The 26,897-nt window shown below is 71.5% G+C and carries 18 protein-coding genes; 7 read left to right on the top strand and 11 right to left on the bottom strand.

Going from position 1 to position 26,897, the window contains the following annotated elements; genetic code table 11:
* The first annotated feature begins 27 nt into the window (after positions 1 to 27).
* The gene (locus tag ACFVYL_RS07090; RefSeq protein WP_389713441.1) at positions 28 to 1,773 is read left to right on the top strand and encodes a hypothetical protein; all 1,746 of its coding nucleotides are present in this window, start codon (positions 28 to 30) and stop codon (positions 1,771 to 1,773) included.
* A 133-nt stretch (positions 1,774 to 1,906) separates the two neighbouring features.
* Positions 1,907 to 5,107 carry a glycoside hydrolase family 2 TIM barrel-domain containing protein gene (locus tag ACFVYL_RS07085; protein WP_389713439.1) on the top strand — a complete coding sequence of 1,067 codons (3,201 nt, stop codon included), beginning with the start codon at positions 1,907 to 1,909 and terminating at the stop codon, positions 5,105 to 5,107.
* A 72-nt stretch (positions 5,108 to 5,179) separates the two neighbouring features.
* Here ACFVYL_RS07085 and ACFVYL_RS07080 read toward each other — a convergent pair whose 3' ends face one another.
* The 9 genes from ACFVYL_RS07080 to iolC form a co-directional block, all read right to left on the bottom strand.
* Positions 5,180 to 6,046: an ABC transporter permease gene (locus ACFVYL_RS07080; protein ID WP_389713437.1), complete on the bottom strand. Its 867-nt coding sequence runs from the start codon at positions 6,044 to 6,046 to the stop codon at positions 5,180 to 5,182.
* Positions 6,043 to 8,700 carry an alpha/beta fold hydrolase gene (locus ACFVYL_RS07075; protein WP_389713435.1) on the bottom strand — a complete coding sequence of 886 codons (2,658 nt, stop codon included), beginning with the start codon at positions 8,698 to 8,700 and terminating at the stop codon, positions 6,043 to 6,045. Before ACFVYL_RS07075 ends, ACFVYL_RS07080 begins: the two co-directional genes overlap by 4 nt.
* A 144-nt stretch (positions 8,701 to 8,844) precedes the next feature.
* Positions 8,845 to 10,272, bottom strand: a complete 1,428-nt coding sequence (locus ACFVYL_RS07070) for an APC family permease (protein WP_389713434.1) — start codon at positions 10,270 to 10,272, stop codon at positions 8,845 to 8,847.
* 386 nt (positions 10,273 to 10,658) lie between these two features.
* On the bottom strand, positions 10,659 to 11,003 hold the full coding sequence (locus ACFVYL_RS07065; RefSeq protein WP_389713510.1) for a 5-carboxymethyl-2-hydroxymuconate Delta-isomerase: 345 nt from the start codon (positions 11,001 to 11,003) through the stop codon (positions 10,659 to 10,661).
* A gap of 116 nt (positions 11,004 to 11,119) precedes the next feature.
* Positions 11,120 to 12,631 (bottom strand): CoA-acylating methylmalonate-semialdehyde dehydrogenase, encoded by a 1,512-nt coding sequence (mmsA, locus tag ACFVYL_RS07060; protein ID WP_389713433.1) that lies wholly within the window; start codon positions 12,629 to 12,631, stop codon positions 11,120 to 11,122.
* Between the two features lie 17 nt (positions 12,632 to 12,648).
* A complete protein-coding gene (gene iolD, locus ACFVYL_RS07055; RefSeq protein WP_389713431.1) occupies positions 12,649 to 14,571 on the bottom strand; it encodes a 3D-(3,5/4)-trihydroxycyclohexane-1,2-dione acylhydrolase (decyclizing) in 1,923 nt (640 codons plus the stop codon).
* Positions 14,568 to 15,380, bottom strand: coding sequence for a 5-deoxy-glucuronate isomerase (gene iolB / locus ACFVYL_RS07050; RefSeq protein ID WP_389713429.1), 813 nt, complete (start codon positions 15,378 to 15,380; stop codon positions 14,568 to 14,570). The genes iolD and iolB overlap by 4 nt, the downstream gene beginning before the upstream one ends.
* Positions 15,381 to 15,426: 46 nt before the next feature.
* Positions 15,427 to 16,332: a deoxyribose-phosphate aldolase gene (locus ACFVYL_RS07045; RefSeq protein ID WP_389713427.1), complete on the bottom strand. Its 906-nt coding sequence runs from the start codon at positions 16,330 to 16,332 to the stop codon at positions 15,427 to 15,429.
* 160 nt (positions 16,333 to 16,492) lie between these two features.
* On the bottom strand, positions 16,493 to 17,449 hold the full coding sequence (gene iolC, locus ACFVYL_RS07040) for a 5-dehydro-2-deoxygluconokinase (protein WP_389713425.1): 957 nt from the start codon (positions 17,447 to 17,449) through the stop codon (positions 16,493 to 16,495).
* Between the two features lie 130 nt (positions 17,450 to 17,579).
* Here iolC and ACFVYL_RS07035 point away from each other — a divergent pair, with 130 nt between their 5' ends.
* The 4 genes from ACFVYL_RS07035 (at position 17,580) to ACFVYL_RS07020 (ending at position 21,850) form a co-directional block, all read left to right on the top strand.
* A complete protein-coding gene (locus tag ACFVYL_RS07035) occupies positions 17,580 to 18,479 on the top strand; it encodes a sugar phosphate isomerase/epimerase family protein (protein WP_389713423.1) in 900 nt (299 codons plus the stop codon).
* 297 nt (positions 18,480 to 18,776) lie between these two features.
* Positions 18,777 to 18,974, top strand: coding sequence for a MerR family transcriptional regulator (locus ACFVYL_RS07030; protein WP_384259324.1), 198 nt, complete (start codon positions 18,777 to 18,779; stop codon positions 18,972 to 18,974).
* A 145-nt stretch (positions 18,975 to 19,119) separates the two neighbouring features.
* Positions 19,120 to 19,440, top strand: coding sequence for a heavy-metal-associated domain-containing protein (locus tag ACFVYL_RS07025; protein WP_389713422.1), 321 nt, complete (start codon positions 19,120 to 19,122; stop codon positions 19,438 to 19,440).
* A gap of 127 nt (positions 19,441 to 19,567) precedes the next feature.
* Positions 19,568 to 21,850, top strand: a complete 2,283-nt coding sequence (locus ACFVYL_RS07020) for a heavy metal translocating P-type ATPase (protein WP_389713420.1) — start codon at positions 19,568 to 19,570, stop codon at positions 21,848 to 21,850.
* 467 nt (positions 21,851 to 22,317) lie between these two features.
* Here the strand turns inward: ACFVYL_RS07020 and ACFVYL_RS07015 are convergent, their stop codons facing one another.
* Positions 22,318 to 23,616, bottom strand: coding sequence for a citrate synthase (locus ACFVYL_RS07015; protein ID WP_190415400.1), 1,299 nt, complete (start codon positions 23,614 to 23,616; stop codon positions 22,318 to 22,320).
* Between the two features lie 202 nt (positions 23,617 to 23,818).
* The gene (locus ACFVYL_RS07010) at positions 23,819 to 26,056 is read right to left on the bottom strand and encodes an ATP-dependent RecD-like DNA helicase (RefSeq protein ID WP_389713419.1); all 2,238 of its coding nucleotides are present in this window, start codon (positions 26,054 to 26,056) and stop codon (positions 23,819 to 23,821) included.
* Positions 26,057 to 26,327: 271 nt separating this feature from the next.
* Here ACFVYL_RS07010 and ACFVYL_RS07005 point away from each other — a divergent pair, with 271 nt between their 5' ends.
* Positions 26,328 to 26,864, top strand: coding sequence for a DUF937 domain-containing protein (locus tag ACFVYL_RS07005; protein WP_389713418.1), 537 nt, complete (start codon positions 26,328 to 26,330; stop codon positions 26,862 to 26,864).
* The last annotated feature ends 33 nt before the right edge of the window (positions 26,865 to 26,897 follow it).

Below are 26,897 nucleotides of genomic sequence, written 5' to 3'. Positions count from 1 at the left end.
TGGTTGAGCTGCGCCGATGTAGCGGTCATGACGACCTCTGCGTACTCCTCCGTTCGTGGTGCCGAAGCCGTCGCCGGGGGGCGGCCGGACGCGCCCGGGGGCCGGGCCGGGCGATGGCGGGGCCACGTCCGGGCCGGCGCCTGTCTGCTGCCCGCTCTCGTCGTCGCCCTCGCCGGGTTCCAGCGACGGTGGATGTCCGACGACGGGCACATCTACGTGCGTACCGTCCGGCAGATCCTCGCGGGGAACGGGCCCGTCTTCAACGCCGGGGAGCGCGCCGAGTCGTCCACCGGCACCTTGTGGCAGTGGCTGCTCGTGACCGCTGGGGCGCCGGGGTTCGATGTGGCGACGGTGGCGATGTACGGGGGGCTGCTGTGCACCGCCGCCGGGTTCGCGCTCGCCGGGGCCGGGGCCCTGCGCGTGTGGGGCGGGTCCGGGTACGTGCTGCCGTGCGGCGCACTGGTGCTGCTCGCGCTGCCGCCCGTCTGGGACTTCGCCACGTCCGGCCTGGAGACGGGGCTCGCCACCTGCTGGATCGCCGGGGCCTGGCTCGCGCTCCTCGCGCGGCCGAGGGCGCTGACCACCTGCGCGCTCCTGGGCCTCGGGCCGCTCGTCCGGCCCGATCTGGCCCTCGTGTCGGTGGTCTTCCTCGCCGCGCAGTGGATCGTGGTCCGGCCGTCGTGGCGCGGGGCGCTCGCGGGCGCCGGTGTCGCGGGTGCGCTGCCCGTCGCGTACGAGATCTTCCGCATGGGCTACTACGGGCATCTGGTGCCGCTGCCCGGCGTGACGAAGGAGGCTTCTCGGAGCCTGTGGGGCCGGGGGGCCGACTATCTCCGGGACTTCGCGGGCCCGTACTGGCTGTGGCTGCCCCTGCTGACGATCGCCGTCGGCGTCCTGGCCGCCCTCTCCGCCGCGACCTGCGACTTCGCCCCCTCCCCCGGGCGGCCCCGGATGAACGTCCCGGCGCTCGCCCCCGTCGTCGCGGGCGCGCTGTGCTGGGTGTACGTCATCAAGGTGGGCGGCGACTTCATGCACGGGCGGATGTTCCTGCCCGGACTGCTCCTGATGCTGCTGCCCGTCTTCCTCGTGCCGCTCACGCGCGCGTGGGGCGTCGCCGCCGTGGCCGTCGGAGTGTGGGCCGTGGTGTGCGCGAGTGCGCTGCGGATCCCGTACGAGGGGAAGATCGGGCCGGCCGGGATCGCGGACGAGCGAGGCGTGTACGTCCTCCAGAACGCCGCCCCGCACCCCCTCCACCACGGCTTCACCGGCTCCCGCGGCAACGCGGCCTACCTGCGCGAGGTGCGTGCGGCGGCACGCTCCGGCAAGCACACCCTGCTGATCGCCTGGCGGCCGACCCCCGCCAAGTCGCCCTCCGTCACCGGCGTCTACAACGTCCTCGGCATGAACGGCACCGTCGTCCCCCTCGACGGTGCCGCGCTCGACCAGATCGGCCTCGCCTATCCGCTGGCCGCCCACTCCGAGTCCTTCCCCGGCCGCGTCGGCCACGACAAGCGCCTGCCCGACGAGTGGATCGTCGCCGACCGCGGCACGGCCCGGGGCGCCGCGGACGAGAAGCTCGACCCCGCCCGGGTCGACGCGGCGCGCCGGGCCCTGCGCTGCGGGCCGCTCGCGGAGCTGCGGGCGGCGACGCGGGCGCCGATGACGGCGGGGCGGTTCTGGCGGAACCTGACGGGGGCCGTGGGCCGCACCTCGTTCCGCTTCGCCAACGATCCGGTGCGGGCGGAAAGGGAGTTGTGCGGGCCGCGACGTTGAGCAGGAGGTGACCGCGGGCGACGACGGGGGCGACCGGCTCGAAGTCAACTCCCGGCGCGTACGGGCCTCTTGCGCCTTGAGTGGTCGCGTCGGATGCTGACGGTTCTTGTTGCCTTACGTTCGGAGTTGCCGCATGAGCCGTCCGAGCCGCCCCAGGCGCACCAGCCGCCGGGCCTTCCTCGCCACCGGCACCGCACTGGCGGGATGGGCCGCCTTCGCCGCGCAGAAGCAGGCCTTCGCAGCGGGCGGGGGCAGACGCGGCGGCGGGGCCGGGTCCCCCGAGTGGGACGCCTCCCCCCGCGTCTTCCAGGTCAACAGAGAGCCCGCCCGTACCCGGCTCGTCCCGTACGCCTCCGCCGCCGACGCCCTGCGCGGTGACTTCACCAAGTCGCCCTACTACCGCTCCCTCAACGGACGGTGGGCCTTCCACTGGTCCCGCAATCCGGAGCAGCGGCCGACCGGCTTCGAGGCGGACGCGTACGACGTGAGCGGCTGGGACCGGATCACCGTGCCGTCCAACTGGGAGATCGAGGGGTACCCGGAGCCGATCTACCTCAACATCAGGTACCCGTGGGAGGGGTACGAGAAGCCCGACTTCCCCGACGTGCCCAAGGACTTCAACCCCGTCGGCTCCTACCGCCGCACCTTCACCGTGCCGCGCGGCTGGCGCGGCCGCCGCACGCTGCTCTCCTTCCAGGGCGTGAAGTCCGCCTTCTTCGTCTGGGTCAACGGCCAGAAGGCCGGCTACAGCGAGGACAGCTACACACCGGCGGAGTTCGACGTCACCGAGCACCTGAGGCCGGGCGAGAACACCCTCTCCGTAGAGGTGTACCGGTGGTCCGACGGCAGCTGGCTGGAGGACCAGGACATGATCGACCTGTCCGGGATCTTCCGGGACGTGTACGTGTACTCGGTCCCCGGGACGCATCTGCACGACCTCGGGGTGCGGACGGATCTGGACGGTGCCTTCCGGGACGCGGTCCTGTCCGTGACGACGGTCGTACGCGAGCGCGGCGCGAGGACCGCGGCCGGCGAGCTCCGGATCGAGGCCGTGCTGCACGACGCCGACGGGCGGCCCGTGCCCGGCGCGAGGCTGACCGGCGTGCCCGTCCCCGACCGCCCCCTCACCCTCAAGGCCACCGTCGAACGGCCCGCGCTCTGGTCCGCCGAACAGCCGCACCTCTACACCCTCGTCGTCACCCTGCGGGACGGCTCCGGCAGGGCGGTGGACGTGCACCGCACCCGGGTCGGATTCCGGCAGGTCGACGTCGGGCCCGGCAGGTTCACCGTCAACGGCGAGCCCGTCATGCTGCGCGGCACCAACCGCCACGAGTCCCACCCCGACCACGGGCAGGCCGTCCCGGAGTCGGTGATGCTCCAGGACGTGCTGCTGATGAAGCGGCACAACATCAACGCCGTCCGCACCTCGCACTACCCCAACCACCCGCGCTGGCTCGAACTCTGCGACGAGTACGGCCTGTACGCCGTCGACGAGACGAACCTGGAGACGCACGGCGTGCGGGACCGGCTGCCCGGGTCACTGCCCGAGTGGACCGACGCCTGCGTGGACCGGATCAAGTCCATGGTCGAGCGGGACAAGAACCACCCGAGCGTCGTCCTCTGGTCGCTCGGCAACGAAGCCGGGGAGGGCGCCAACTTCAAGGCCATGGCGGACTGGGTACACGCCCGCGACGACTCCCGGCCCGTGCACTACGAGGGCATGAACTCCGTCGCCGACGTGCACAGCGAGATGTACACCAAGCCCGCCGACGTCGAGAAGTACGGGAAGTCGGGCCACCCCAAGCCGTATCTGCTGTGCGAGTACACGCACGCGATGGGCAACAGCAACGGGAACCTGCCGGAGTACTGGGAGATCTTCGAGAAGTACCCGAACCTGCACGGCGGCTTCGTCTGGGACTGGGTCGACCAGAACATCCGGCGGCCGGTCCCCGGCGACAGGAGGCACACCTACCTGTCGTACGGCGGCGACTGGAAGCCCGGCTACCCCACCGACGGCAACTTCAGCTGCAACGGTCTCGTCGCCTCGACCCGCGCCCTCCACCCGGGCCTCCTGGAGATCAAGAAGGTCTACCAGCCGGTGTCCTTCACCGCGGACGACCTCGGGGCCGGCTCCGTGCGGGTCGCCAACAAGCACCTCTTCAGCACGCTGGACGCCTACGAGCTGCGGTGGACCGTCACCCGCGACGGGACGCAGATCCAGCACGGGACGCTGCCCGCGCCGGACGTGGCGCCCGGCGGCACGGGCCGCGTACGCATTCCGTACGAGAAGCCCGCACGTCCCGCGCCCGGCGCCGAGTACTGGCTCGGCCTCGATCTCGTCCTGCGGAAGAAGACCAGCTGGGCGGCGGCCGGGCACACCGTCGCCGCCGAACAGCTCGCCCTCGACTGGCACACGCCCGCCCCGGCCGACCCCGCCCCCGGTACGCTGCCCCGCCTGGACCTGACCGAGGACGCGAAGGAAGTGCGGGTCACCGGGCGGGACGTCGAGGTCGTCCTGTCCAAGGCGACCGGGACCCTCTCCTCGTACAAGGTGAAGGGGCGGCTGCTGCTCGCCCAAGGCCCCGTGCCCAACTTCTGGCGCGGGCCCACCGACAACGACATCGGCCGCGACTACCACCGGCAGGCCGCCACTTGGCGCGACGCGGGCCCCAAGGCGAAGGTCACCGGCATCGCGACGGCCCAGCCGTCCCCCGGCGAGGTCACCGTCGAGGTGAGCGCCACGCTGCCGACCTCCCCCGCTCCCTCCGCGTGGCGCACGGTGTTCACGGTGCGCGGCGACGGCGAGATACGGATCCGGCACACTCTGAAGGCGGCCGCCGGGCTCCCCGACATCCCCCTGGTGGGCGCGCTGCTGACCGTGCCCGCCGGATTCGAGCGCCTCGACTGGTACGGGCGCGGGCCGCACGAGAACTACGCGGACCGCAAGTCCGCCGCGTTCGTGGGGCGTTACCGCTCGACCGTGGACGAGCAGGTCGCCCCGTACGTCCGGCCGCAGCAGACCGGCAACATGACCGACGTGCGCCGCGTCGCGCTCGCCGACCGGTCGGGCGACGCCCTCACCGTGCTGGCCGACCCGGCGGACGGCGAGCCGTTCCTGGAGGTCAGCGCCCTGCACCACACGCCGTTCGACCTGGACGGGCCACGGCACCCGCACGAGGTGAAGCGGCGCGAGGAGACGGTCCTCGGAATCAACCACCGACAGATGGGCGTGGGCGGCAACGACTCGTGGGGCGCGCCGCCACTGGAGCGGTATCTGCTGCATGCGGGGCGCACGTACACGTACGCGTACCGGCTGCGGGCGGACACGGCCTAAACCCTAGGGACGGATCCCACCCCGGGGCGGCTGCGGTGACTGTGGCGGCTCCGGGGCCCTCCAGGAGCCCCCTCAGCTCACCACATCCTTCCGGGCGAACACCCGGAACGCCAGCGCGAACAGCACCATCGCGTACGTCACCGAGACCGCCGAGCCCTGGATCATGCCGGCCCACTCCGGCTGGGCCTGGATCGCGTCGGCCCAGGCGAACTGCCAGTGGGCGGGGAGGAAGTCGCGCCAGTCGCCGAGTGCCGTCACGGCGTCCAGGACGTTGCCCACGATCGTCAGGCCCACCGCGCCGCCGACCGCTCCCAGCGGAGCGTCCGTCTTCGTCGAGAGCCAGAACGCCAGGCCACCGGTGACCAGTTGGGAGACGAAGATGTACGCGACGACGATCACGAGGCGCTGGGCCGCCGTGCCCGCGGGGAGCTCGCCGCCGGTCGGGATCTCCAAGGGGCCCCAGCCGTACGCCACCGTGCCGATGGCGAGGGCCACCAGCGGCAGCAGGACCATCGCCGCGGCGCTCAGGCCGAGTGCGACGGCCATCTTGGACCAGAGCAGCCGGGCCCGCGGCACCGGCGCGGCGAGCAGATAGCGCAGCGAGGACCAGCTCGCCTCCGAGGCGACGGTGTCTCCGAAGAACAGGGCCACGGGGATGACCAGCAGGAAGCCCGCCGATACGAACAGGCAGGTCGCGGCGAAGTTCGCGCCGGACGCCGTGGCCGTGCCCATCAGTGTCACGTTGCCGTTGCGGGAGCCCGGCGAGCCGCCCGCGACGGCGAACGCGATGACGAGCACGACCGGCAGGAGCGCCATGATGGCGCCCATCACGAGCGTGCGGCGCCGCTTGAGCTGGCGGACCGCCTCGACCCGCAGGGGAAGGGTCCGCCGCGCGCGGTAGCCGGGCGCGGTGGGGCGCTCCAGGGTGGGGGCGCTCATGCGGTGCCTCCGATCAGGGTCAGGAACGCGTCTTCGAGGCGGCGGTGCGGCCCCATGGATTCCACGGGCACGTCGAGACGCACCAGTTCGGGCAGCAGGCGGACGGCGCTCGCCTGCTCCGTGCCGTCGAGGCGGACGAGCAGGCCGCCGTCCGCGCGCACCGCCGACGCGACGCCGGGCAGGGCGGCGACCTTCTCGACCAGCGGGTCGGGGATGCCGGACGCGAGGCCGACGAGGAGGGTGTCCCCGGAGCCGACGATGTCGGCGACCGGACCCGCCTGGACGAGCCGCCCGCGGTCCATGACCACCAGGTGCGTGCAGGACTGCTCGACCTCGGCGAGGAGGTGGCTGGAGACGATGACCGTGCGCCCCGCGCGCGCGTACCGGATCATGACCTCGCGCATCTCGCGGATCTGCGGCGGGTCGAGGCCGTTCGTCGGTTCGTCGAGGATCAGCAGGTCCGGGAGGCCGAGCATGGCCTGGGCGATGGCCAGGCGTTGCCGCATGCCCTGCGAGTACGTCCGCACGGCGCGGGCCAGCGCGTCGCCGAGCCCGGCGATCTCAAGGGCCTCCTCCAGGTGGGCGTCCTCGGCCGGGCGGCCGGTCGCCTTCCAGTAGAGCTCCAGGTTCTCGCGGCCGGAGAGGTGCGGCAGGAAGCCCGCGCCCTCGACGAACGCGCCGACCCGGGAGAGGACGGGCGCGCCCGGCCGGATGGCCTGGCCGAAGACGCGGATCTCGCCCGCGTCGGGCCGGATCAGGCCCATGAGCATGCGCAGGGTGGTCGTCTTGCCCGCGCCGTTCGGCCCCAGGAGGCCGAGGACCTGGCCCTTCTCGACGGTGAAGGAGACGTCACGTACCGCGTACCGGTCGGCGGACCTGGCGTACCGCTTGCTCAAGTCGGTGATGTGGAGCGGCACTTCGGCGAGGGCCGGGTCGGGTGCGGGTGCCGCGGTGCGCCTGCGCGCGGTGACGAGCAGGCCGAGGGCGAGCAGGGCGCCGGTGGCGGGCAGCCACCACACCCAGGAGGGCAGCGGCGCGGCGGCGGTCTCCACGCCGGGCGCCGTCGGCACCTTCAGGTCGCCCTTGAGGGAGACGGTGTACCGGGCGGGCTCGGCCGGTGACGCGAAGCCGAGGTCGGTGGAGGCGACGACGAGGCGCAGGCGGTGGCCCTTCTGGACCTTGTGGTCGACGGCGGGCATCCGCAGGTCGACGTCCTTGCCCTGCTCGGCGCCCGTCACCCGTACGGGAGAGACGAGTTGGGAGGGCAGTACCTGCTGCTTGCCACCGGGGCCGACGTCGTACACCTTCGCGAAGAGGACCGCGTCGTCGGTGGAGGACTTCACGTGCGCGCGGACCGTCGGCGTGCCGGTGATCCGTATGTCCTTGTGGAGCGGCGCCGAGTCGAACCGCGCGTGCTGGCCGGGGAAGTCCACGGAGACGCCGACGCCGAGCGAGGCGAACTGGGAGAGGCGGCCGCCGCCGGCGCCGGGGAGCCCGGAGATGGCGGGCGGGTTCGCGCCCGCCGGGTTGTCGAAGCTCTGCTCGTCCCCGCGCAGTCGCACCGCGCGCGGGCCGCTCTCCAGACCCGGATACGCGTCACCGCTTGCGCCCCGCTTGCGGGCCGCGCCGTCGGTGGAGTCGAGGCCTCCGGTGCGGGTGACCCGGAAGGCCGGGCCGGTGTCGGCGTTCTTGTCGTCCTTGAGGTAGCGGTCGAACCAGTCGTTGACGCGCCCCTCCACGCGGCTCTTCTCGCGGTCGCCGCCGTCGTGGCCGCCCGCGATCCAGTCGACGGACACGGGGGCGTGGTTCGCGCGGATCTTCCTGGCGATGGCATCGCCCTGGGTGAGCGGGAAGAGCGAGTCGGTCTGGCCCTGGGCGAGGAACGTCGGCACCTTGATGCGGTCGCCGACGGCGACGGGGCTGCGCTCGGTGAGCAGCTCGCGCGCCGCGGCGTCCGGTTTGCCCGCCTCGGCGACCCGCTCGTACATGGCGCACAGCTTCTTCTCGAACCGGTCGCAGCCGCCACCGGTGTTGATGAAGAGGCCGGCCCACAGCTTCTTGAAGACGCCGTCGGGGAACAGCGCGTCCGCGAGGTTCCAGTACGTGATCTGCGGGGCGATCGCGTCCACCCGCCGGTCGTACCCGGCGGTGAGCAGCGAGACCGCCCCCGCGTACGAGGCGCCCGTCATGCCCACGCGCGGGTCGCCCTTCTCGTCCAGTTGCACCTCGGGGCGGGTGGCCAGCCAGTCGATCAGCTTGGAGGCGTCGGCGACCTCGCCCTTGGGGTCGTTCAGCCCGATCTTGCCGGTGGACTTGCCGAAGCTGCGCGCGGACCAGGTCAGTACGGCGTACCCGTGCGCGGCCAGGTCCTCTGCCTGGAGGCGCACATCGGCCTTGCTGCCGCCGAAGCCGTGCCCGATGAGGACGGCGGGGCGCTTGGTGTCCGGATCACCGGCCGTGAAGTACGAGGTGTCGATCCGGGCGCCGCCGGTGTCGATCATGCGGTCCGAGCGGTGCACGGCCGGGGCGTCGTCCGACGCGGCCGCCGACCAGGTGCCCACACCGGCGAGCACCGCGACGGCGGCCGCGGCGGCGAGCAGCCTGCGCGGACCGCGCGGCCGGGGGAACCTGGGCCTGGGCAGTCGTAGATCCATGCCGTCAAAGGTACGGGCGCGCTCCGGCAACCGGGGCAGCCGCCGGTCTGAACCCGCCCGCCTCCCCGGGGAGTAGACTCCGCGGCCCGCGTACCGCGCCGGTGGTACGCGGGCAGCCGGCCGGGCCGCGTGCGCGGGTGCGGCTCAGGCCCCGTCCGCCCCTTCGGACGGCACCGTCACCAGCCACCGCGTCTCCCGCCGCGGGCGCAGGTAGAACGCCCAGTACAGGGTCGCGGCCACCACGATGCCGCCGGTCCAGACGAGGTACTGCGTCTCCTGCCGGCTCAGTACGTACGCGAGCACCGCGATCAGGACCACCGGCACCGCGGGCCACAGCGGCATCCGCCAGGCCGAGCCGTGCCGGTGCGAGCCGCGACGGCCGAGCAGTGCGGCGACCGCCACGAGCAGGTACATGCCGGTCACGGAGACGCCGGTCACACCGTACAGCGTGTCCAGGTTGACGAAGCACAGGAGCGCGCCGGGGACGCCCACCAGGAGCGTGGCCACCCAGGGGGCGCCGGACGCGCCGAGCTTCGCCAGGCCCTTGTTCACCGGCGAGGGCCACGCCTTGTCCCGTGCCGATGCGAACAGGACGCGGGAGTTCTGGATGACCATGACGATGCCCGCGTTGATGATCGCGAGGGCGACGCAGAGGCTGACGAACGTGCCGACCGCCGAGTTGGACCAGGCCGTCACCATGGCGCTGATGTCGCCCTCGGTCAGGGCGGACAGGCTCTCGGCGCCCATGGTGATCGCGACGACCGGCACCAGGATGATCACGGTGGAGATGGCGAGGGTGGCGAGGACGGTGCGCGCGACGTTGCGGCGCGGGTTTTCCAGCTCCTCGGAGAGGTAGACGGCCGTGGAGAAGCCCTGCGTGACGAAGAGGGCGATGGCGAGGCCGGAGACGATCAGCATGGCGGTGACCGTGTCGACGCCGCCGGGGCCCGAGCCCGCCACGGAGAGGTCCGTCAGGCTGCCCGCGCCCCGCTCGGCGTGGGTGAAGCCGAGGACGGCGACGACGCCCGCCGCGATGACCTCAAGGACCAGGAAGATGCCGGTGATCCAGGCGTTGGCGCGCAGGTCGAGCAGGCCCGCGAGGGTGGCCAGGATCATGACGCCCGCGCCCGCGTAGGCGGGATCGAGGTGGATGACCGGGGTGAGGTAGTCGGCCGTGCCCATGGCGATCACCGGCGGCACGATCATCACGACCAGCAGGGAGAGGACGAAGACCAGCCAGCCGGCGAGGCGTCCCGCCATCGTCGAGACCATCGCGTACTCGCCGCCCGCGCTGGGGATGAGGGTGCCGAGCTCCGAGTAGCAGAACGCGACGCCGACGCAGATCAGCGAGCCGATCGCGATGGTGAGCGCGGTGGCGGTGCCGAGCGAGGAGAAGAGGTCGGGGACGACGACGAAGAGGGTGGAGGCGGGCGTCACGCACGACAGCGTGAGCAGGGTGCCGCCGACGACGCCGATGGAGCGCTTGAGCTTCTGGGGGTCCCCCGGGACGGCCACCGGCGCCGGGGGCTCCCCGGTGGCGGCGGACTGGAGCGGGCGGAGCGTATCGGTCATGGAGCGCGGTTCCGATCGACTCGTGCGGCAGGAGTACGGCGGGAGCGCTATCGCCTCCGAAGGCTGTTGAGCTGGTGTTTCGGTGGCTCCCGGCGCGTCATCGAACCCCGGCGGCAACCGGAACGTCAACGGTCATTTACCTACGGAATCCGCAGCCTCGAAGATCCCCAAGTCGCCTCACTTTCCCAAGAGTTTGCCCCGATGGGCCGCAATGAACATGCCTGTGTCAAGAATGACCTTGATATTGCAGGCGTATGAACGCGAAGGCATTAGGTGCCCGAATTGCGCCCTGTACACGGGAACCGCAAGAACGGCGTCAAAAAAGAATCAGGACCGTCCGGAATCCGGACGGCCCTGCTCCACACTCGGTGACGCCCCGGCTCCCGTCAGTGCGTCGGGTACAGCCGGTACGAAGGGTCGAGGTCGCGGACCTCCACCGAGTACGTCGCGCCCTCGACCCCGGACAGGTGCTTGCCGAGCAGCATCAGCACGTCCTCGGAGAGGGCCGCTTTCACACCGCTCGTGCGCCCCGCGAGGAGACCCACGGAGACGTGCAGGAAGGGCGCTCCCGGCCGGCCGTCCACGAAGGCGGGCGCCGGGCGGCAGAAGGTCTTGCCCACCCCGACCGAGTCCACCCGCTCCACGACCAGGGGATGCAGCTCCGCCACGAGGGCGGGCAGATCCAGGACGCCGGACAGGGCGTCGGCGTAGTCGATGTCGATGTGCGGCATGCTCACGGCCTTCCATGTAGTGCACACACATCGTAGAACGGTGAACCAACGGCGGAGCCCCCGGCCGGGGGCCAGGGGCTCTGGAGCCGGTGGACGGGGGCGGCTCGGGGGCGGGCTCAGTGGTTGCGCGGGAACCCGAGGTCCACGCCTGCCGGGGCGTCCGACGGGTCCGGCCAGCGGGTGGTGACGACCTTGCCGCGCGTGTAGAAGTGCGTGCCGTCGTTGCCGTAGATGTGGTGGTCGCCGAAGAGCGAGTCCTTCCAGCCACCGAAGGAGTGGTAGCCCACCGGCACCGGGATCGGCACGTTCACGCCGACCATGCCCGCCTCGATCTCCAGCTGGAAGCGGCGGGCCGCGCCGCCGTCCCGGGTGAAGATCGCGGTGCCGTTGCCGAACGGCGAGGCGTTCATGAGCGCCACGCCCTCCTCGTAGGTGTCGACGCGCAGCACGCACAGGACCGGGCCGAAGATCTCGTCCCGGTAGGCCTTGGCGGTCGTCGGGACGCGGTCGAGCAGCGAGAGGCCGATCCAGTGCCCGTTCTCGTGGCCCTCGACCGTGTAGCCGGTGCCGTCGAGGACGACCTCGCAGCCCTCGGCCGCGGCGCCCGTGACGTACGAGGCGACCTTGTCGCGGTGGGCGGCGGTGATGAGCGGGCCCATCTCGGACGCCGGGTCGTTGCCGGGACCGATCTTGATCTTCTCGGCGCGCTCCTTGATCTTCGCGACGAGCTCGTCGCCGACCGCGCCGACCGCGACGACGGCCGAGATCGCCATGCAGCGCTCGCCCGCCGAGCCGTAGGCGGCGGAGACGGCGGCGTCGGCGGCCGCGTCCAGGTCGGCGTCCGGCAGCACCAGCATGTGGTTCTTGGCGCCGCCGAGGGCCTGGACTCGCTTGCCGTTGGCGGAGGCGGTGGCGTGGATGTGCCGGGCGATGGGGGTGGAGCCGACGAAGGAGACGGCCGCGACGTCCGGGTGCTCAAGGAGGCGGTCCACGGCCACCTTGTCACCGTGCACGACGTTGAAGACGCCGTCGGGCAGACCGGCCTCGCTCAGCAGCTCCGCGATCCTCATCGAGGCGGACGGGTCCTTCTCGCTCGGCTTGAGCACGAAGGTGTTGCCGCACGCGATGGCCAGCGGGAACATCCACATCGGCACCATGGCGGGGAAGTTGAAGGGCGTGATGCCCGCGACCACGCCGAGCGGCTGGCGGATGGAGGAGACGTCCACGCGCGAGGCCACCTCCGTCGACAGCTCGCCCTTCAGCTGCACGGTGATGCCGCAGGCCAGGTCCACGATCTCCAGGCCGCGGGCGACCTCGCCGAGCGCGTCCGAGTGCACCTTGCCGTGCTCGGCGACGATCCGCTCGGCGATCTCGTCGCGGTGGGCGTCGAGCAGCGCGCGGAACTTGAAGAGGATCGCGGTGCGCTTGGCGAGCGAGGACGTGCCCCAGGTCGCGAAGGCCTCGCGGGCGGCGGCGACGGCGGCATCCACCTCATCCACCGACGCGAACGCGACCTGCGTCGTGACGGCACCGGTCGCCGGGTCGGTGACCGGGCCGTACGTACCGGACGCGCCCTCAGCCCTCTCGACGGGCTTTCCACCGATCCAGTGATTGACGGTCTTCGTCATGACAAGCATCCCTACTCTCACAGGTGGCGGCGTCGGGCAGCGACGTGCCGGTCGTACTCTTTTCTGGCCCTGACCGCGGACTCCCGGGTCGCGGTCTCGGCCACGGGCACATCCCACCACGCCTGTGCCGGGGGCGGGCCCGACACTGTGTCTGCCGTTTCCGTCTCCACATAGACACATGTGGGACGGTCTGCCCCACGCGCCTCGCGCAGCGCCGCGCGCAGGTCACGGATGGTCTTGGCGCGCAGGACCCGCACCCCGAGCGAGGCCGCGTTCGCGGCGAGATCGACGGGCAGCGGGCCCTCGGTGTACGTGCCGTCCGGCGCCCGGAAGCGGTACGCGGTGCCGAACCGCTCGCCGCCCACGGACTCCGAGAGGCCGCCGATGGAGGCGTAGCCGTGGTTCTGCAGGATGACGACCTTGATGGGGATGTTCTCCTGGACGGCGGTGACGAGCTCCGTCGGATTCATCAGATACGTGCCGTCGCCGACCAGCGCCCACACGGGCCGCCCGGGCGCGGCGAGGGCGACGCCGATGGACGCGGGGATCTCGTATCCCATGCAGGAGTAGCCGTACTCGACGTGGTACTGGCGCGGCGAGCGGGCCCTCCACAGCTTGTGCAGATCGCCGGGGAGCGAACCGGCGGCGTTGATGACGATGTCCTCGTCGGTCACCAACTCGTCGAGCACGCCGAGGACTTGGGTCTGCGTGGGGCGCACGTCCGGCTCGTCCGTCTGGTACGCGGCGTCGACGCGCTGCTCCCAGCGCTCCTTGTCGTCGCCGTACTCGACGGCGTACGCGGGCTCGACGCGGTGCCCGCGCAGCGCCCCCGTCAGCGCTTCGAGCCCGGCGCGCGCGTCGGCGATCAGGGTGGCGCCCGCCATCTTGTGGCCGTCGAAGGGCGCGATGTTGAGGTTGAGGAAGCGCACCCCGGACGCCTCGAAGAGGGTGCCGGACGCGGTGGTGAAGTCGCTGTAGCGGGTGCCGACGCCGATCACCAGGTCGGCGGTGCGGGCCAGTTCGTCGGCGGTGGCCGTGCCGGTGTGCCCGATGCCGCCGACGTCCGCCGGGTGGTCGTGGCGCAGGGAGCCCTTGCCCGCCTGGGTGGAGGCGACCGGGATCCGGGTCGCTTCGGCGAACTCCCGCAGGGCGTCCTCGGCGGCGCTGTGGTGGACGCCGCCGCCCGCGACGACCAGGGGGCGCCGGGCCTCGCGCACCGCGGCCGCGGCGGCGGCCAGTTCGCGGGGGTCGGGAGCCGGCCTGCGCACACCCCACACCCGCTCGGCGAAGAACTCCTGCGGCCAGTCGTACGCCTCCACCTGCACGTCCTGCGGCAGGGCGAGCGTGACCGCGCCGGTCTCCGCGGGGTCGGTGAGCACCCGCATCGCGGCGAGCGCCGCGGGGATCAGCGCCTCGGGGCGGCTCACGCGGTCGAAGTACTTCGACACGGGCCGCAGACAGTCGTTGACCGACACATCGCCCGCGTACGGGACTTCGAGCTGCTGGAGGACCGGATCGGCGGGCCGGGCCGCGAAGGTGTCGCCGGGCAGCAGCAGGACGGGCAGCCGGTTGACAGTGGCGAGCGCGGCGCCGGTGACGAGGTTGGTGGCGCCGGGCCCGATGGACGTGGTGACGGCGTGTGCGGAGAGCCGGCCGCACTGGCGGGCGTACCCGACGGCGGCGTGCACCATGGCCTGCTCGTTGCGCCCCTGGTGGAAGGGCATGACGGGATGCCCGGGGGGTGTCTGCCCGGACGGCACGGTGGCGTGCTCCACGAGCGCCTGCCCGATCCCGGCCACGTTGCCGTGCCCGAAGATGCCCCAGGTCGCGCCGATCAGCCGCTGTCTGACGCCGTCCCGTTCGGTGAACTGCCGGGTCAGGAAGCGCACCAGCGCCTGCGCGGTGGTAAGCCTGACGCTGCCTTTCGGGGTCCCCGTCATCGATATCCCTCCGTGTGGTCCGGGTGGAAGCAGATCCGCCACTCCCTCTCCTCGCCCGGGCCCGCCATCACATTCAGGTAGTACATCGCGTGTCCCGGCTGGGCGACGGACGGACCGTGCCAGCCGTCCGGCACGAGGACGGCGTCGCCGGAGCGGACCTCGGCGAGGACGTCGGTGCCGCCCGCACGGGACGGGAAGACGCGCTGGTATCCGATTCCTTCACGGCCGCCTCGTGCCTCGATCTCGAAGTAGTAGATCTCCTCCAGCTCCGCCTCGATGCCGGGGCGGTGCTCGTCGTGCTTGTGCGGGGGGTACGAGGACCAGTTGCCGCCGGGCGTGATCACCTCGACGGCGATCAGGCGGTCGCACGCGAAGGCGTCCGCGGAGGCGAAGTTGCGCACCTCCCGCGTGCAGCCGCCGGCGCCGCGGCTCTCGACGGGTACCTCCGGCGCGGAGCCGTAGCGGGCGGGGAGTCGACGCTCGCACTTCGCTCCTGCCAGGGCGAAGCGGCCTCCCGCGCCGGAGGCGATCTGGATCCGGGCATCACGCGGCACGTAAGCGAAGTCGGAGACTCCGCTGAACACGCTCTCGCGGCCCAGCAGTTCGATGATCCCGTCTGCTGTCTGCACCGTACAGCCGCCGGTCAGCGGGAGCACGATCCATTCACTCCCGCCGGTGGCGAAGGAGTGCCGCCCGCCCGGCCCGATCTCGACGACGCGCAGCTGCGAGTAGGTCCAGCCGGCCCGCTCGGGGTCGATGGAGAGGGCATACGGCCCGTCGGCCGCACTCCCTTTCGGTACGTACGTCATATGGGCCTCCCAGCCTCTTCCCGCCCCACCTGCCCAGCCTGCCCCGCTAGAGCAGCCCCACGGCGGTGTCGACCGCCCCCGCCACGTCGCCGTCGGGCGGATACAGCAGCGCCCTGCCCACGACGAGACCCTGCACGGTGGGCAGTTGCAAGGCGCCGCGCCACTTCTCGTACGCGGCGTCCTGATCGCCCCCGATGTCGCCGCCGAGGAGTACGGCGGGCAGCGTCGAGGTCTCCATGACGCGGGCCATGTCGTCGGGGTTCTCGGTGACCGGGACCTTCAGCCAGGTGTACGCGGAGGTGCCGCCGAGGCCGGAGGCGATGGCAATGGACCGCGTGACGGCCTCGGCGCTCAGGTCGTTGCGGGCCGGCCCCGGGCCGTCGCGGCAGGTCAGAAACGGCTCGACGAAGACCGGAAGGCCACGCTCCGCCATCGCGTCGACGACGCGCGCGGCGGAGTGCAGGGTCCGCAGCGACCCCGGATCGTCGTAGTCGACGCGCAGCAACAGCTTGCCCGCGTCGAAGCCGAGCCGTTCGATGTCCTCGGGCCGGTACCCGGTGAACCGGTCGTCCATCTCGAAGACGGCCCCGGCAAGCCCGCCCCGGTTCATCGACCCCATGACGACCTTGCCGTCGAGGGCGCCGAGGAGCAGCAGGTCCTCCAGGACGTCGGCACTGGCGAGAACCCCGTCGACACCGGGCCGCGACAACGCGAGACAGAGCCGTTCGAGCAGGTCCTGCCGGTTGGCCATGGCGAAGGGCGCCCCACCGACGCCGAGGGAGCCGCGGGCGGGATGATCGGCGGCAACGATCATGAGCCGCCCGCTCTCCCCGAGCAGTTCCCGCCGCGCGCGCCGGCCGGCGGCTTCGGCGATGGCTCCGGGATACCGAGCACGCGTACGCACGAGCGCCCCGACGTCTACAGAGCCCACGACCGTCGCCCTCTCACACATGTCAGCCCCTCCGGCGATTGAGGAGCGGGGTCCGGCACACATTCCAGCGGCTCCGGCACACATTCCAGCGGCTCCGGCGCACAATTCAGCCCCTCCGGCGATTGAGGAGCGGGGTCCGGGGCAGAGCCCCGCGTGCGGCGCCCCCGTAGGGCAGCAACTGTCACGTGACGGCACCCTTCTCCACCGCCAAGGCGACCTCGCCAGCAAACGGCATGGCCGAAGAACACTCCAGCCGGGAAGCCACGATCGCCCCCGCCGCATTCGCGTACCGCATGATCCGTTCGAGCTCCCACCCCGCGAGGAGCCCGTGACACAGCGCCCCGCCGAACGCGTCCCCCGCCCCGAGCCCGTTGAGGACCTCGACCGGCAGGGGCGGCACCTGCGCCGCCTCCCCCGCGCGGTTCATCGCGAGCACTCCCCCGGGCCCCTGCTTGACGACGGCCAGTTCGACGCCCGCGTCGAGCAACGCCCGTGCCGCCGCGCGAGGTTCGCGCTCCCCCGTGGCGATCTCCACCTCGTCGAGGTTGCCGACGGCGACGGTGGCGTGCGCGAGGGCCGCCTCGTAGTACGGCCGCGCCTGACCGGAGTCCGCCCAGAACATCGGCCGCCAGTCCAGGTCGAAGACGGTGGTCCGGGACCGCGCGCGGCGGGCGAGCGCCGCCAGCGTGGCCGTGCGGCTCGGCTCCGCGCACAGTCCCGTCCCGGTCATCCAGAAGATCCGCGCCGCCGCGATCGCGTCGAGGTCGAACTCGTCCTCGTACATCTCCAGGTCGGGCGCTTTCGGCAGCCGGTAGAAGTACAGCGGGAAGTGGTCCGGCGGGAAGATCTCGCAGAAGGTCACCGGCGTCGGCAGCCCGGCGACCGCGCTCACCCAGCGGTCGTCGACCCCGAACTCCCGCAGCGCTCGGTGCAGATACTCCCCGAAGGGGTCCTCGCCGGTGCGGGTGATGACGGCGGCGCGGCGCCCGAGGCGGGCCGCGGCGACCGCGACGTTGCCGGCCGAGCCGCCGAGGAACTTCCCGAACGCGGTCACCTCGGCCAGGGGCACCCCCGACTGCAGGGGATACAGGTCCACCCCGATCCGGCCCATCGTGATGACGTCGTACGGATCGGACACCCTGCACGCCCCTTCATCGCGTTCGTGTGCCCCCAGGTCTAATCCCGCCCCAGGAACCCTGTCAACATTTTGTCCTTACATTCGGACCACTGCTTGACACTCTTCCGAGGCGGCCTGGAGTCTGGCTGACATGACGACGCTGTCTCGCATCCGGATCGGTTCGGCGCCCGACTCGTGGGGCGTGTGGTTCCCCGAGGACCCGCGGCAGGTCCCCTGGCGCCGCTTCCTCGACGAGGTCGCGGACTCCGGATACGAGTGGATCGAGCTCGGCCCGTACGGCTATCTGCCCACCGACCCGGCCGAACTGACCGAGGAGACCGCCCGCCGCGGCCTCAAGGTGTCCGCGGGCACGGTCTTCACGAACCTGCACCACGGCCCCGCGGTCTGGGAGAGGACCTGGGCGCGGGTCGCGGACAACGCCGCGCTCGCGCAGGCCATGGGGGCGGAGCACCTCGTCGTCATCCCCTCCTTCTGGCGCGACGACAAGACCGGCGAGGTCCTGGAGGACCGCGTCCTCACGCCCGCACAATGGCGCGAACTGACCACCCAGACCGAGCGCCTGGCCCACGAGGTCCGCGAGCGGTACGGCCTGCGCGTCGTCGTCCACCCGCACGCGGACACCCACATCGACACCGAGGAGAACGTCACCCGCTTCCTCGACGCCACCGACCCCGGCCTCGTCTCGCTCTGCCTGGACACCGGCCACTACGCGTACTGCGGCGGCGACAGCGTCAAGCTCATCGAGACGTACGGCGAGCGCATCGGCTATCTGCACCTCAAGCAGGTCGACCCGGCGGTCCTCGCCGAAGTGCGGGCCCAGGAGATGCCGTTCGGGCCCGCGGTGGCGCGCGGCGTGATGTGCGAGCCGCCCGCCGGGGTGCCCGCCCTGGAACCCGTCCTGGCCGCCGCACAGGAGCTGGGCGTCGAGCTCTTCGCGATCGTGGAGCAGGACATGTACCCGTGCGAGCCGGACAGGCCCCTGCCGGTCGCCCGCCGCACCCGCTCCTTCCTGCGGTCGTGCGGGGCCTGAGAGCCTGTCTTTGAACCGCCGCCCGCGCCCCGACGCCCGGCACGCACGCTCAGCGCGCGCTTCCCGCACGCCGGGGCAACGCGCCCTCCGCATGCGTCTCTTCTGTCACAAACACCCCCTTCCTGTCACACATGTCTCGCGTACGCGGGTCTTGCGTCACAGGCGGTCTACAGGCGCTCCCCTGCGGTCACTCAGCGTCGTTCACCGGGCACAGGCTGAGTGATCGCCACGCGCCGCGCCCAGCTCCCCCGTCGGCCCTTTCGGGCCGCCCTGGGCGCGCGCAGGGAGGTGCCACTGATGACCGACCGCAGGCTTTGGTCGTACAAGGAGATCGCCGCGCACATCCGTGTGCAGCCCGACACCGTGCGCTCCTACCGCAAGCACGGTCTGCTGCCGGATCCCGACCACGTGGAGGGCGGCAAGCCCTACTGGTACGCGGACACCATCCGCGCCTGGGTCGCGGCCCGGCCCGGCAACCGGGGCCGCAGAGGCTGAGACCACGGCCCCACCGCGGGCCCACCTCGTTGAGAAATACCCCCTAGGGGTATAGTGTCGAGTGGGTCAGGAGGCCCCCGGGACCCCGGGGCCCCTCCCGCACGCTACGCCGCACACGTACACATCCCTCCCCGAGGAGAACGACATGAGCGCCCAGACCGAGCTCCCGCAGGCCGCGTCCGAGTCGACCGGCTCCTGCTGCTCCCCCAGCGGTTCCTGCCACTCCGACGCCGCCGAGGCGCCGCAGGGCGCCGTCACCACCGTGTACGAGGTGACGGGGATGACCTGCGGGCACTGCGAGGGCGCGGTCTCCGCGGAGATCTCGGAGATCGCGGGCGTCAGCTCCGTCAAGGCCGTCGCGTCCACGGGCCAGGTGACCGTGGTCTCCGAGGCCCCCCTCGACGAGGCCGCCGTGCGCGCCGCCGTCGACGAGGCGGGCTACGAGCTCGTCGGCGCCAAGGCCTGACCGGCGGCCTGCCGGGTACCCCGGGCCCTGTGCCGCCGAGAACCGGCACCACAGGGCCCGGAGCCGTCCCACCACCCCGGAAGAGCCACCCCGGAAAGCCGCACCCGGAAAGCAGTACGGAAGAGCCATGACGGAAGTCTCAAGCGCCGCGACCGAGGCCGAGGTCCGCGAGGTCGAACTCGCCGTCGGCGGAATGACCTGCGCCTCCTGCTCGTCCCGCATCGAGAAGAAGCTGAACCGCGTGGAGGGCGTGACCGCCACGGTCAACCTCGCGACACAGAAGGCGAAGGTCGCCTACGCCGACGGGGTCGAGGTCGGCCGGCTCGTCGCCCTGGTCGAGAAGCTGGGGTACACGGCCGAGGAGATCGTCCCGCCAGCGCCGGACCCCGGGGACGGCGCCGCGGCCCCCACCACCGCCGACATCACCGAGCCCGACATCCTGCGGCAGCGCCTGATCGTCTCCGCGGTCCTCGCGCTGCCCGTCGTCCTGCTCGCCATGGTCCCGGCCCTGCAGTTCGACTACTGGCAGTGGCTCTCGCTGACGCTGGCCGCGCCCGTCGTCGTCTGGGGCGGGCTCCCCTTCCACCGGGCGGCGTTCACCAACCTCCGGCACGCCGCCGCCACCATGGACACCCTCGTCTCCGTCGGCACGCTCGCCGCCTTCGGCTGGTCGCTGTGGGCGCTGTTCGTGGGGGACGCCGGGATGCCGGGCATGCGGCACGGCTTCGACCTCACCGTCGCGCCCGGCGACGGCGCCTCGACCATCTACCTCGAAGTGGCCGCGGGCGTCATCACGTTCATCCTGCTCGGGCGCTGGCTGGAGGCCCGCTCCAAGCGGAAGGCCGGTTCGGCGCTGCGCGCCCTGCTCGAACTCGGCGCCAAGGACGTGGCGGTGCTGCGGGACGGCGCCGAGGTGCGGGTACCGGTCGGGCGGCTCACCGTCGGGGACCGCTTCGTCGTACGCCCCGGGGAGACCGTCGCGACCGACGGCACCGTCGTCGACGGCGCGTCCGCGGTCGACGCCTCGATGCTGACCGGCGAGTCCGTGCCGGTCGACGTGGCCGCGGGCGCGGCCGTGACCGGGGGCACCGTCAACGTCGCGGGGCGCCTCGTGGTGCGGACGACGCGCGTCGGCTCCGACACCTCACTGGCGCGGATGGCGCGGCTCGTCGAGGACGCGCAGACCGGCAAGGCCCAGGTGCAGCGCCTCGCCGACCGGATCGCCGGGATCTTCGTGCCGGTGGTCCTGCTCATCGCGATCGGCACGCTCGGCGGCTGGCTCGGCGCCACGGGCGACGTGACCGCCGCGTTCACCGCCGCCGTCGCCGTCCTGATCATCGCCTGCCCCTGCGCACTCGGTCTCGCGACGCCGACGGCCCTGATGGTCGGCACCGGCCGGGGCGCCCAGCTCGGCATCCTCATCAAGGGCCCCGAGGTCCTGGAGTCCACGCGCCGCGTCGACACCGTCGTCCTGGACAAGACGGGCACGGTGACGACCGGGCGCATGGAGCTGACGGACGTGCGCCTCGCCGGGGACACCGAGGAGGCGGAGCTGCTCCGCCTCGCGGGCGCCCTGGAGCACGCCTCGGAGCACCCGGTGGCGCGGGCCGTCGCAGCGGGCGCCGCCGACCGCCTCGGGACCACCGTCGGGGAGCTGCCGGCGCCGGAGCGGTTCGAGAGCGTCGCCGGGGCCGGGGTGCGCGGCACGGTGGACGGCCACGAGGTGCTCGCCGGACGCGAGCGGCTCCTCGCGGAGGCGGGCGTGACGGGCCTGGACGCGGTGGCCCGGCTGCGGGACGACGCGGAGGCCGCGGGGCGCACGGCCGTCCTGGTCGCCTGGGACGGCGTCGCACGCGGTGTCCTCGCCGTCGCGGACGCGCTCAAGGAGACCAGCCCCGAAGCGGTGCGCGAGCTGCGCGCGCTCGGCCTGACGCCGGTGCTGCTGACCGGGGACAACCGGGCCGTCGCCGAGACGGTCGCGCGCGCCGTGGGCATCGCGCCGGACGACGTCCACGCCGAGGTCCTGCCCCAGGACAAGGTCGATGTCGTACGGCGGCTGCAGGGCGAGGGCAAGGTCGTGGCGATGGTCGGGGACGGTGTGAACGACGCGGCGGCGCTGGCCACCGCCGATCTGGGCCTGGCGATGGGCACGGGCACGGACGCGGCGATCGAGGCGAGCGACCTGACACTGGTGCGCGGGGACTTGCGGGTGGCGGCCGACGCCATCAGGCTCTCCCGGAAAACCCTCTCCACCATCAAGGGCAACCTCTTCTGGGCCTTCGGCTACAACGTCGCCGCGCTGCCGCTCGCCGCCGCCGGTCTGCTCAATCCGATGATCGCGGGCGCCGCGATGGCGTTCTCCTCGGTCTTCGTGGTGACGAACAGTCTCCGGCTGCGGACGTTCACATAACCCCTTCACAAGGTCGTTTCAGCATCCTCACCCCGGTCACAGAATCCCCATATCAGGGCCCTTGTGCATGTACTGGACATATGCAAGAGACGCAGATCACAGTGATCCGAACGTAACCATTGGGGGAAGTCGCGAGTCTAATGGTGCGATGCAGGAAGATGTCTTGGGGGACGCCTTCCGACATCGGAGGACATCTTGGGGGATGTTCCTCGTAAATTGCGTTGCCGGGGCACGTGCACCGGGGAGCTTTGAGCGGCCCTCCCGTCGTACGCGTCCCGGCAGACCGCAGGGCAGCCACAGACGCCCGGCCGGATCCCGTGGGGGGAATCCGCACCGGGAAAAAGGGAAGCGCCCCGACCGTCGACCCGTGGGGGGATCGGCGGCGGGGCGCTTTCCGCTTTGTGCCCGCTAAGGGGCGCGGGGAACTGCGCGACCAGCCGAAGCGGGCCCGCAGATACCCGAGAAGGTCAGCGACCCTCGACCGGGACGAAGTCCCGAAGAACCTCACCGGTGTAGATCTGGCGCGGACGGCCGATGCGCGAACCGGGCTCCTTGATCATCTCGTGCCACTGGGCGATCCAGCCGGGCAGCCGACCGAGCGCAAACAGCACGGTGAACATCTCGGTCGGGAAGCCCATCGCGCGGTAGATGAGGCCCGTGTAGAAGTCCACGTTCGGGTAGAGCTTGCGCTCGACGAAGTAGTCGTCGGCCAGCGCGTGCTCTTCCAGCTTCAGCGCGATGTCGAGCAGCTCGTCGGACTTGCCGAGCGCCGAGAGGACGTCGTGCGCCGCCGCCTTGATGATCTTCGCCCGGGGGTCGAAGTTCTTGTAGACGCGGTGCCCGAAGCCCATGAGCTTCACGCCGTCTTCCTTGTTCTTCACCTTGCGGATGAAGGTGTCGACGTCGCCGCCGGAGGCCTGGATGCCTTCCAGCATCTCCAGGACCGACTGGTTGGCGCCACCGTGCAGCGGGCCCCACAGGGCCGAGATGCCGGCCGAGATCGAGGCGAACATGTTCGCCTGCGAGGAGCCGACCAGACGCACGGTGGAGGTCGAACAGTTCTGCTCGTGGTCCGCGTGCAGGATCAGGAGCTTGTCGAGCGCGTTGACCACGACCGGGTCGAGCTCGTACTCGGCGGCGGGCACCGAGAACGTCATGCGCAGGAAGTTCTCGACGTAGCCGAGGTCGTTGCGCGGGTAGACGACCGGGTGGCCCTGCGACTTCTTGTACGCGTAGGCCGCGATCGTCGGAAGCTTGGCGAGAAGGCGGATCGTCGAGAGGTGACGCTGCTTCTCGTCGAACGGGTTGTGGCTGTCCTGGTAGAACGTCGACAGCGCGCTGACCACGGACGACAGCATCGCCATCGGGTGGGCGTCACGCGGGAAGCCGTCGTAGAAGCGCTTGACGTCCTCGTGCAGCAGCGTGTGCTGCGTGATCTCGTTCTTGAACGTGGCCAGCTCGTCGACCTTCGGCAGTTCGCCGTTGATCAGGAGGTACGCCACCTCGGTGAAGGTGGAGCGCTCGGCCAGCTGCTCGATCGGGTAGCCGCGGTACCGGAGGATGCCCTGCTCACCGTCGAGATAGGTGATGGCGGATTTATAGGCGGCGGTGTTGCCGTAGCCGCTGTCCAGGGTCACCAGACCGGTCTGGGCGCGGAGCTTCCCGATGTCGAAGCCCTTGTCGCCGACGGTCGACTCGATCACCGGGTAGGTGTACTCGTCGTCGCCGTACCGCAGTACTACACCGTTGTTAGCGTTCTCGCTCACGTCATCCCTCACCGACGTTGTGCCTCTTCTTCGAGGTGCCCTGACTGTCTCTACCATCCCCCATTTGGCCCTGGAGAGTGCACTCGGGGTCGACCATTGGGCCTATTGGCGGCACTCAGTGCCGCCAACCTGCTCATCCTGCCCCCTTCGCCCCGGTTCCGGAAGTGCTGTGTGACGTTTCCGACTCGTTTGATCGATCAAATCAGCCGGGGCCTGCTCCGCGGCGCCCCGAGAGCCGGAAATCCAGGGCCGTACAGCGCCGGCCCGCGGAGACCGTGCGCACTGCCTGCCCCAGAGCCTTGCGCGAACCGACCAGGACCACCAGCTTCTTGGCGCGCGTCACGGCCGTGTAGAGCAGATTCCGCTGCAGCATCATCCACGCCCCGGTGGTGACCGGGATCACCACGGCCGGATACTCGCTTCCCTGGGAGCGGTGGATCGTCACGGCATAGGCGTGCGCCAGCTCGTCCAGCTCGTCGAAGTCGTACGGGACTTCCTCGTCCTCGTCCGTGCGGACGGTGAGCCGCTGCTCGTCGGGGTCGAGGGCGGTGACGACGCCCACCGTGCCGTTGAAGACGCCGTTCTGCCCCTTCTCGTAGTTGTTGCGGATCTGGGTGACCTTGTCGCCGACGCGGAACACCCGGCCGCCGAACCGCTTCTCGGGCAGGTCGGGCCTGGCGGGCGTGATGGCCTGCTGGAGGAGGCCGTTGAGGTTCCCGGCGCCCGCGGGGCCGCGGTGCATGGGCGCGAGGACCTGCACGTCACGGCGCGGATCGAGGCCGAACTTCTGGGGGATGCGGCGCGCGGCGACGTCCACCGTCACGCGGCCCGCGTCCTCGGTCTCCTCCTCGACGAAGAGGAAGAAGTCCTTCAGGCCCTGGGTGAGGGGCGGGACACCGGAGTTGATGCGGTGGGCGTTGGTGACGACACCCGACTCCTGGGCCTGCCGGAAGATGCGGGTGAGGCGGACGGCGGGGACCGGGCTGCCCTCGCTGAGCAGGTCCCGCAGCACCTCGCCGGCGCCGACACTGGGCAACTGGTCCACATCGCCGACGAAGAGCAGGTGGGCGCCGGGCGGCACGGCCTTCACCAGCTTGTTGGCGAGCAGCAGATCGAGCATCGAGGCCTCGTCGACGACGACCAGATCGGCGTCGAGCGGCCGCTCCTTGTCGTACGCCGCGTCTCCCCCGGGCCGCAGTTCGAGCAAACGGTGCACGGTGGAGGCCTCGGCCCCGGTGAGCTCGGCGAGCCGCTTGGCGGCGCGACCGGTGGGGGCGGCGAGGACGACCTTGGCCTTCTTGGCGCGGGCCAGCTCGACGACGGAGCGGACCGTGAAGGACTTGCCGCAGCCGGGTCCGCCGGTCAGGACGGCGACCTTCTGGGTCAGCGCGAGCCGGACCGCCTCCTCCTGCTCGGGCGCGAGCTCGGCGCCGGTGCGGGCGGCGAGCCAGGCCAGCGCCTTGTCCCAGGCGACGCCCCGGAAGGCGGGCATGCGGTCGTCGCCGGTCTTCAGCAGGCGCAACAGCTGCCCCGCCAGGGAGAGTTCGGCGCGGTGGAAGGGGACGAGATAGACCGCGGTGACGTCCTGGCCCCCGTCCGGGCCCGGCACCGTCTCCCGTACGACACCCTCCTCCTCGCCCGCCAGGTCGGCGAGGCAGTCGATGACCAGGCCCGTGTCGACCTGGAGCAGCTTCACCGCGTCGGCGATGAGGCGCTCCTCGGGGAGGTAGCAGTTGCCCTGGTCGGTGGATTGCGAAAGGGCGTACTGCAGGCCTGCCTTGACGCGCTCGGGGCTGTCGTGCGGGATGCCGACGGACTGGGCGATGCGGTCGGCGGTGAGGAAGCCGATGCCCCAGACGTCGGCGGCGAGGCGGTAGGGCTCGTTCTTCACGACGGAGATGGAGGCGTCTCCGTACTTCTTGTAGATGCGCACGGCGATGGAGGTGGAGACCCCGACTCCCTGGAGGAAGACCATGACCTCCTTGATGGCCTTCTGCTCCTCCCAGGCGGCGGCGATCATTTTGGTCCGCTTGGGGCCGAGCCCGGGCACTTCCACCAGGCGCTTCGGCTCGGTCTCGATGATGTCGAGGGTGTCCACGCCGAAGTGGGTGGTGATGCGGTCGGCCATCACGGGACCGATGCCCTTGATGAGGCCGGAGCCGAGATAGCGGCGGATGCCCTGGATGGTGGCGGGCAGCACCGTCGTGTAGTTCTCGACGGTGAACTGCTTGCCGTACTGCGGGTGGGAGCCCCAGCGGCCCTGCATCCGCAGGCTCTCGCCGACCTGGGCGCCGAGCAGCGCGCCGACCACGGTGAGCAGGTCGCCGGCGCCGCGGCCGGTGTCGACGCGCGCGACCGTGTACCCGGTCTCCTCGTTCGCGTACGTGATGCGTTCGAGGACCCCCTCGAGCACCGCCGTCGCCGCAGCTGGACTCGTCATGATCCGACGCTACCGCCCGGCACCGACAGCAGGTGTCCGGACCTTCGAAGGGGCCTGATCCCATGGACCAGGCCCCTTCGGGTTCCCCTCCCCTGCCAAGACCTCGCGATCCCCCCGGATCCCCCGGATCCCCCCAGATCCTGGTTTCCCCCCAGAAGCCTTGACGCCCAGTACGACACGCGTGGTGGCCGAAGGGTTGCACGGTGTGGTGAATATTTTTTTGACCGTCTTCCAGATGCTGGCAAAGCGGGGCAGACGTAGCGTTTGACGCATGAGCGATGAACCCCGGTCCTTCGAACAGGACGTCCTGAACGAGCTCGGCGACGACAGGCTCCACGAGATCGCCGGTCTGCTCGGTACGGACGCGTCCGGCGCCCAGGACGTCGTGGGCACCACGGTGTCCGCGCTCTCCGGCAACCTCCAGGACAAGGCGGCCGCGGACGACCCCGCGGAGGCCGAGGAAGTGCGTCAGGCCGTCGCCGAGGTCGGCGACGCGCCCGCGCCCGGCGACGCGCCCCTCCAAGGGGTGGCGGCCTTCGGCGGGTTGGGCGGCCTGGCGGCCGGCGGGATGATGTCCGGCGTGCTCGCCAAGATGAGCAGGCCGGTGGCGAACGCGGTCGCCAAGAAGACCGGCATCCCCGCGCCGACGGTCACGCGCGTGATCGAGATGCTCATCCCCGTGGTGCTCGCGGTGCTCTCCAAGCGGGCTGCGGGCACGAAGGCCCCCGGCTGGGCGGGACCGAAGGGTTCCGCGGCCTCCGGCGGCCTCGGCGATCTGCTGGGTCAGATCCTGGGCGGCAGGAATTAGCGGCAAGAAGTAGCCGCCTGCGGCCACCGGAAG

Origin of the sequence: Streptomyces sp. NPDC058308 (genome assembly GCF_042880275.1) — a bacterium.
Lineage (GTDB): Bacteria > Actinomycetota > Actinomycetes > Streptomycetales > Streptomycetaceae > Streptomyces.
The sequence above is the reverse complement of the archived record's forward strand: the minus strand, read 5'-3'. Positions and strand labels throughout refer to the sequence as shown.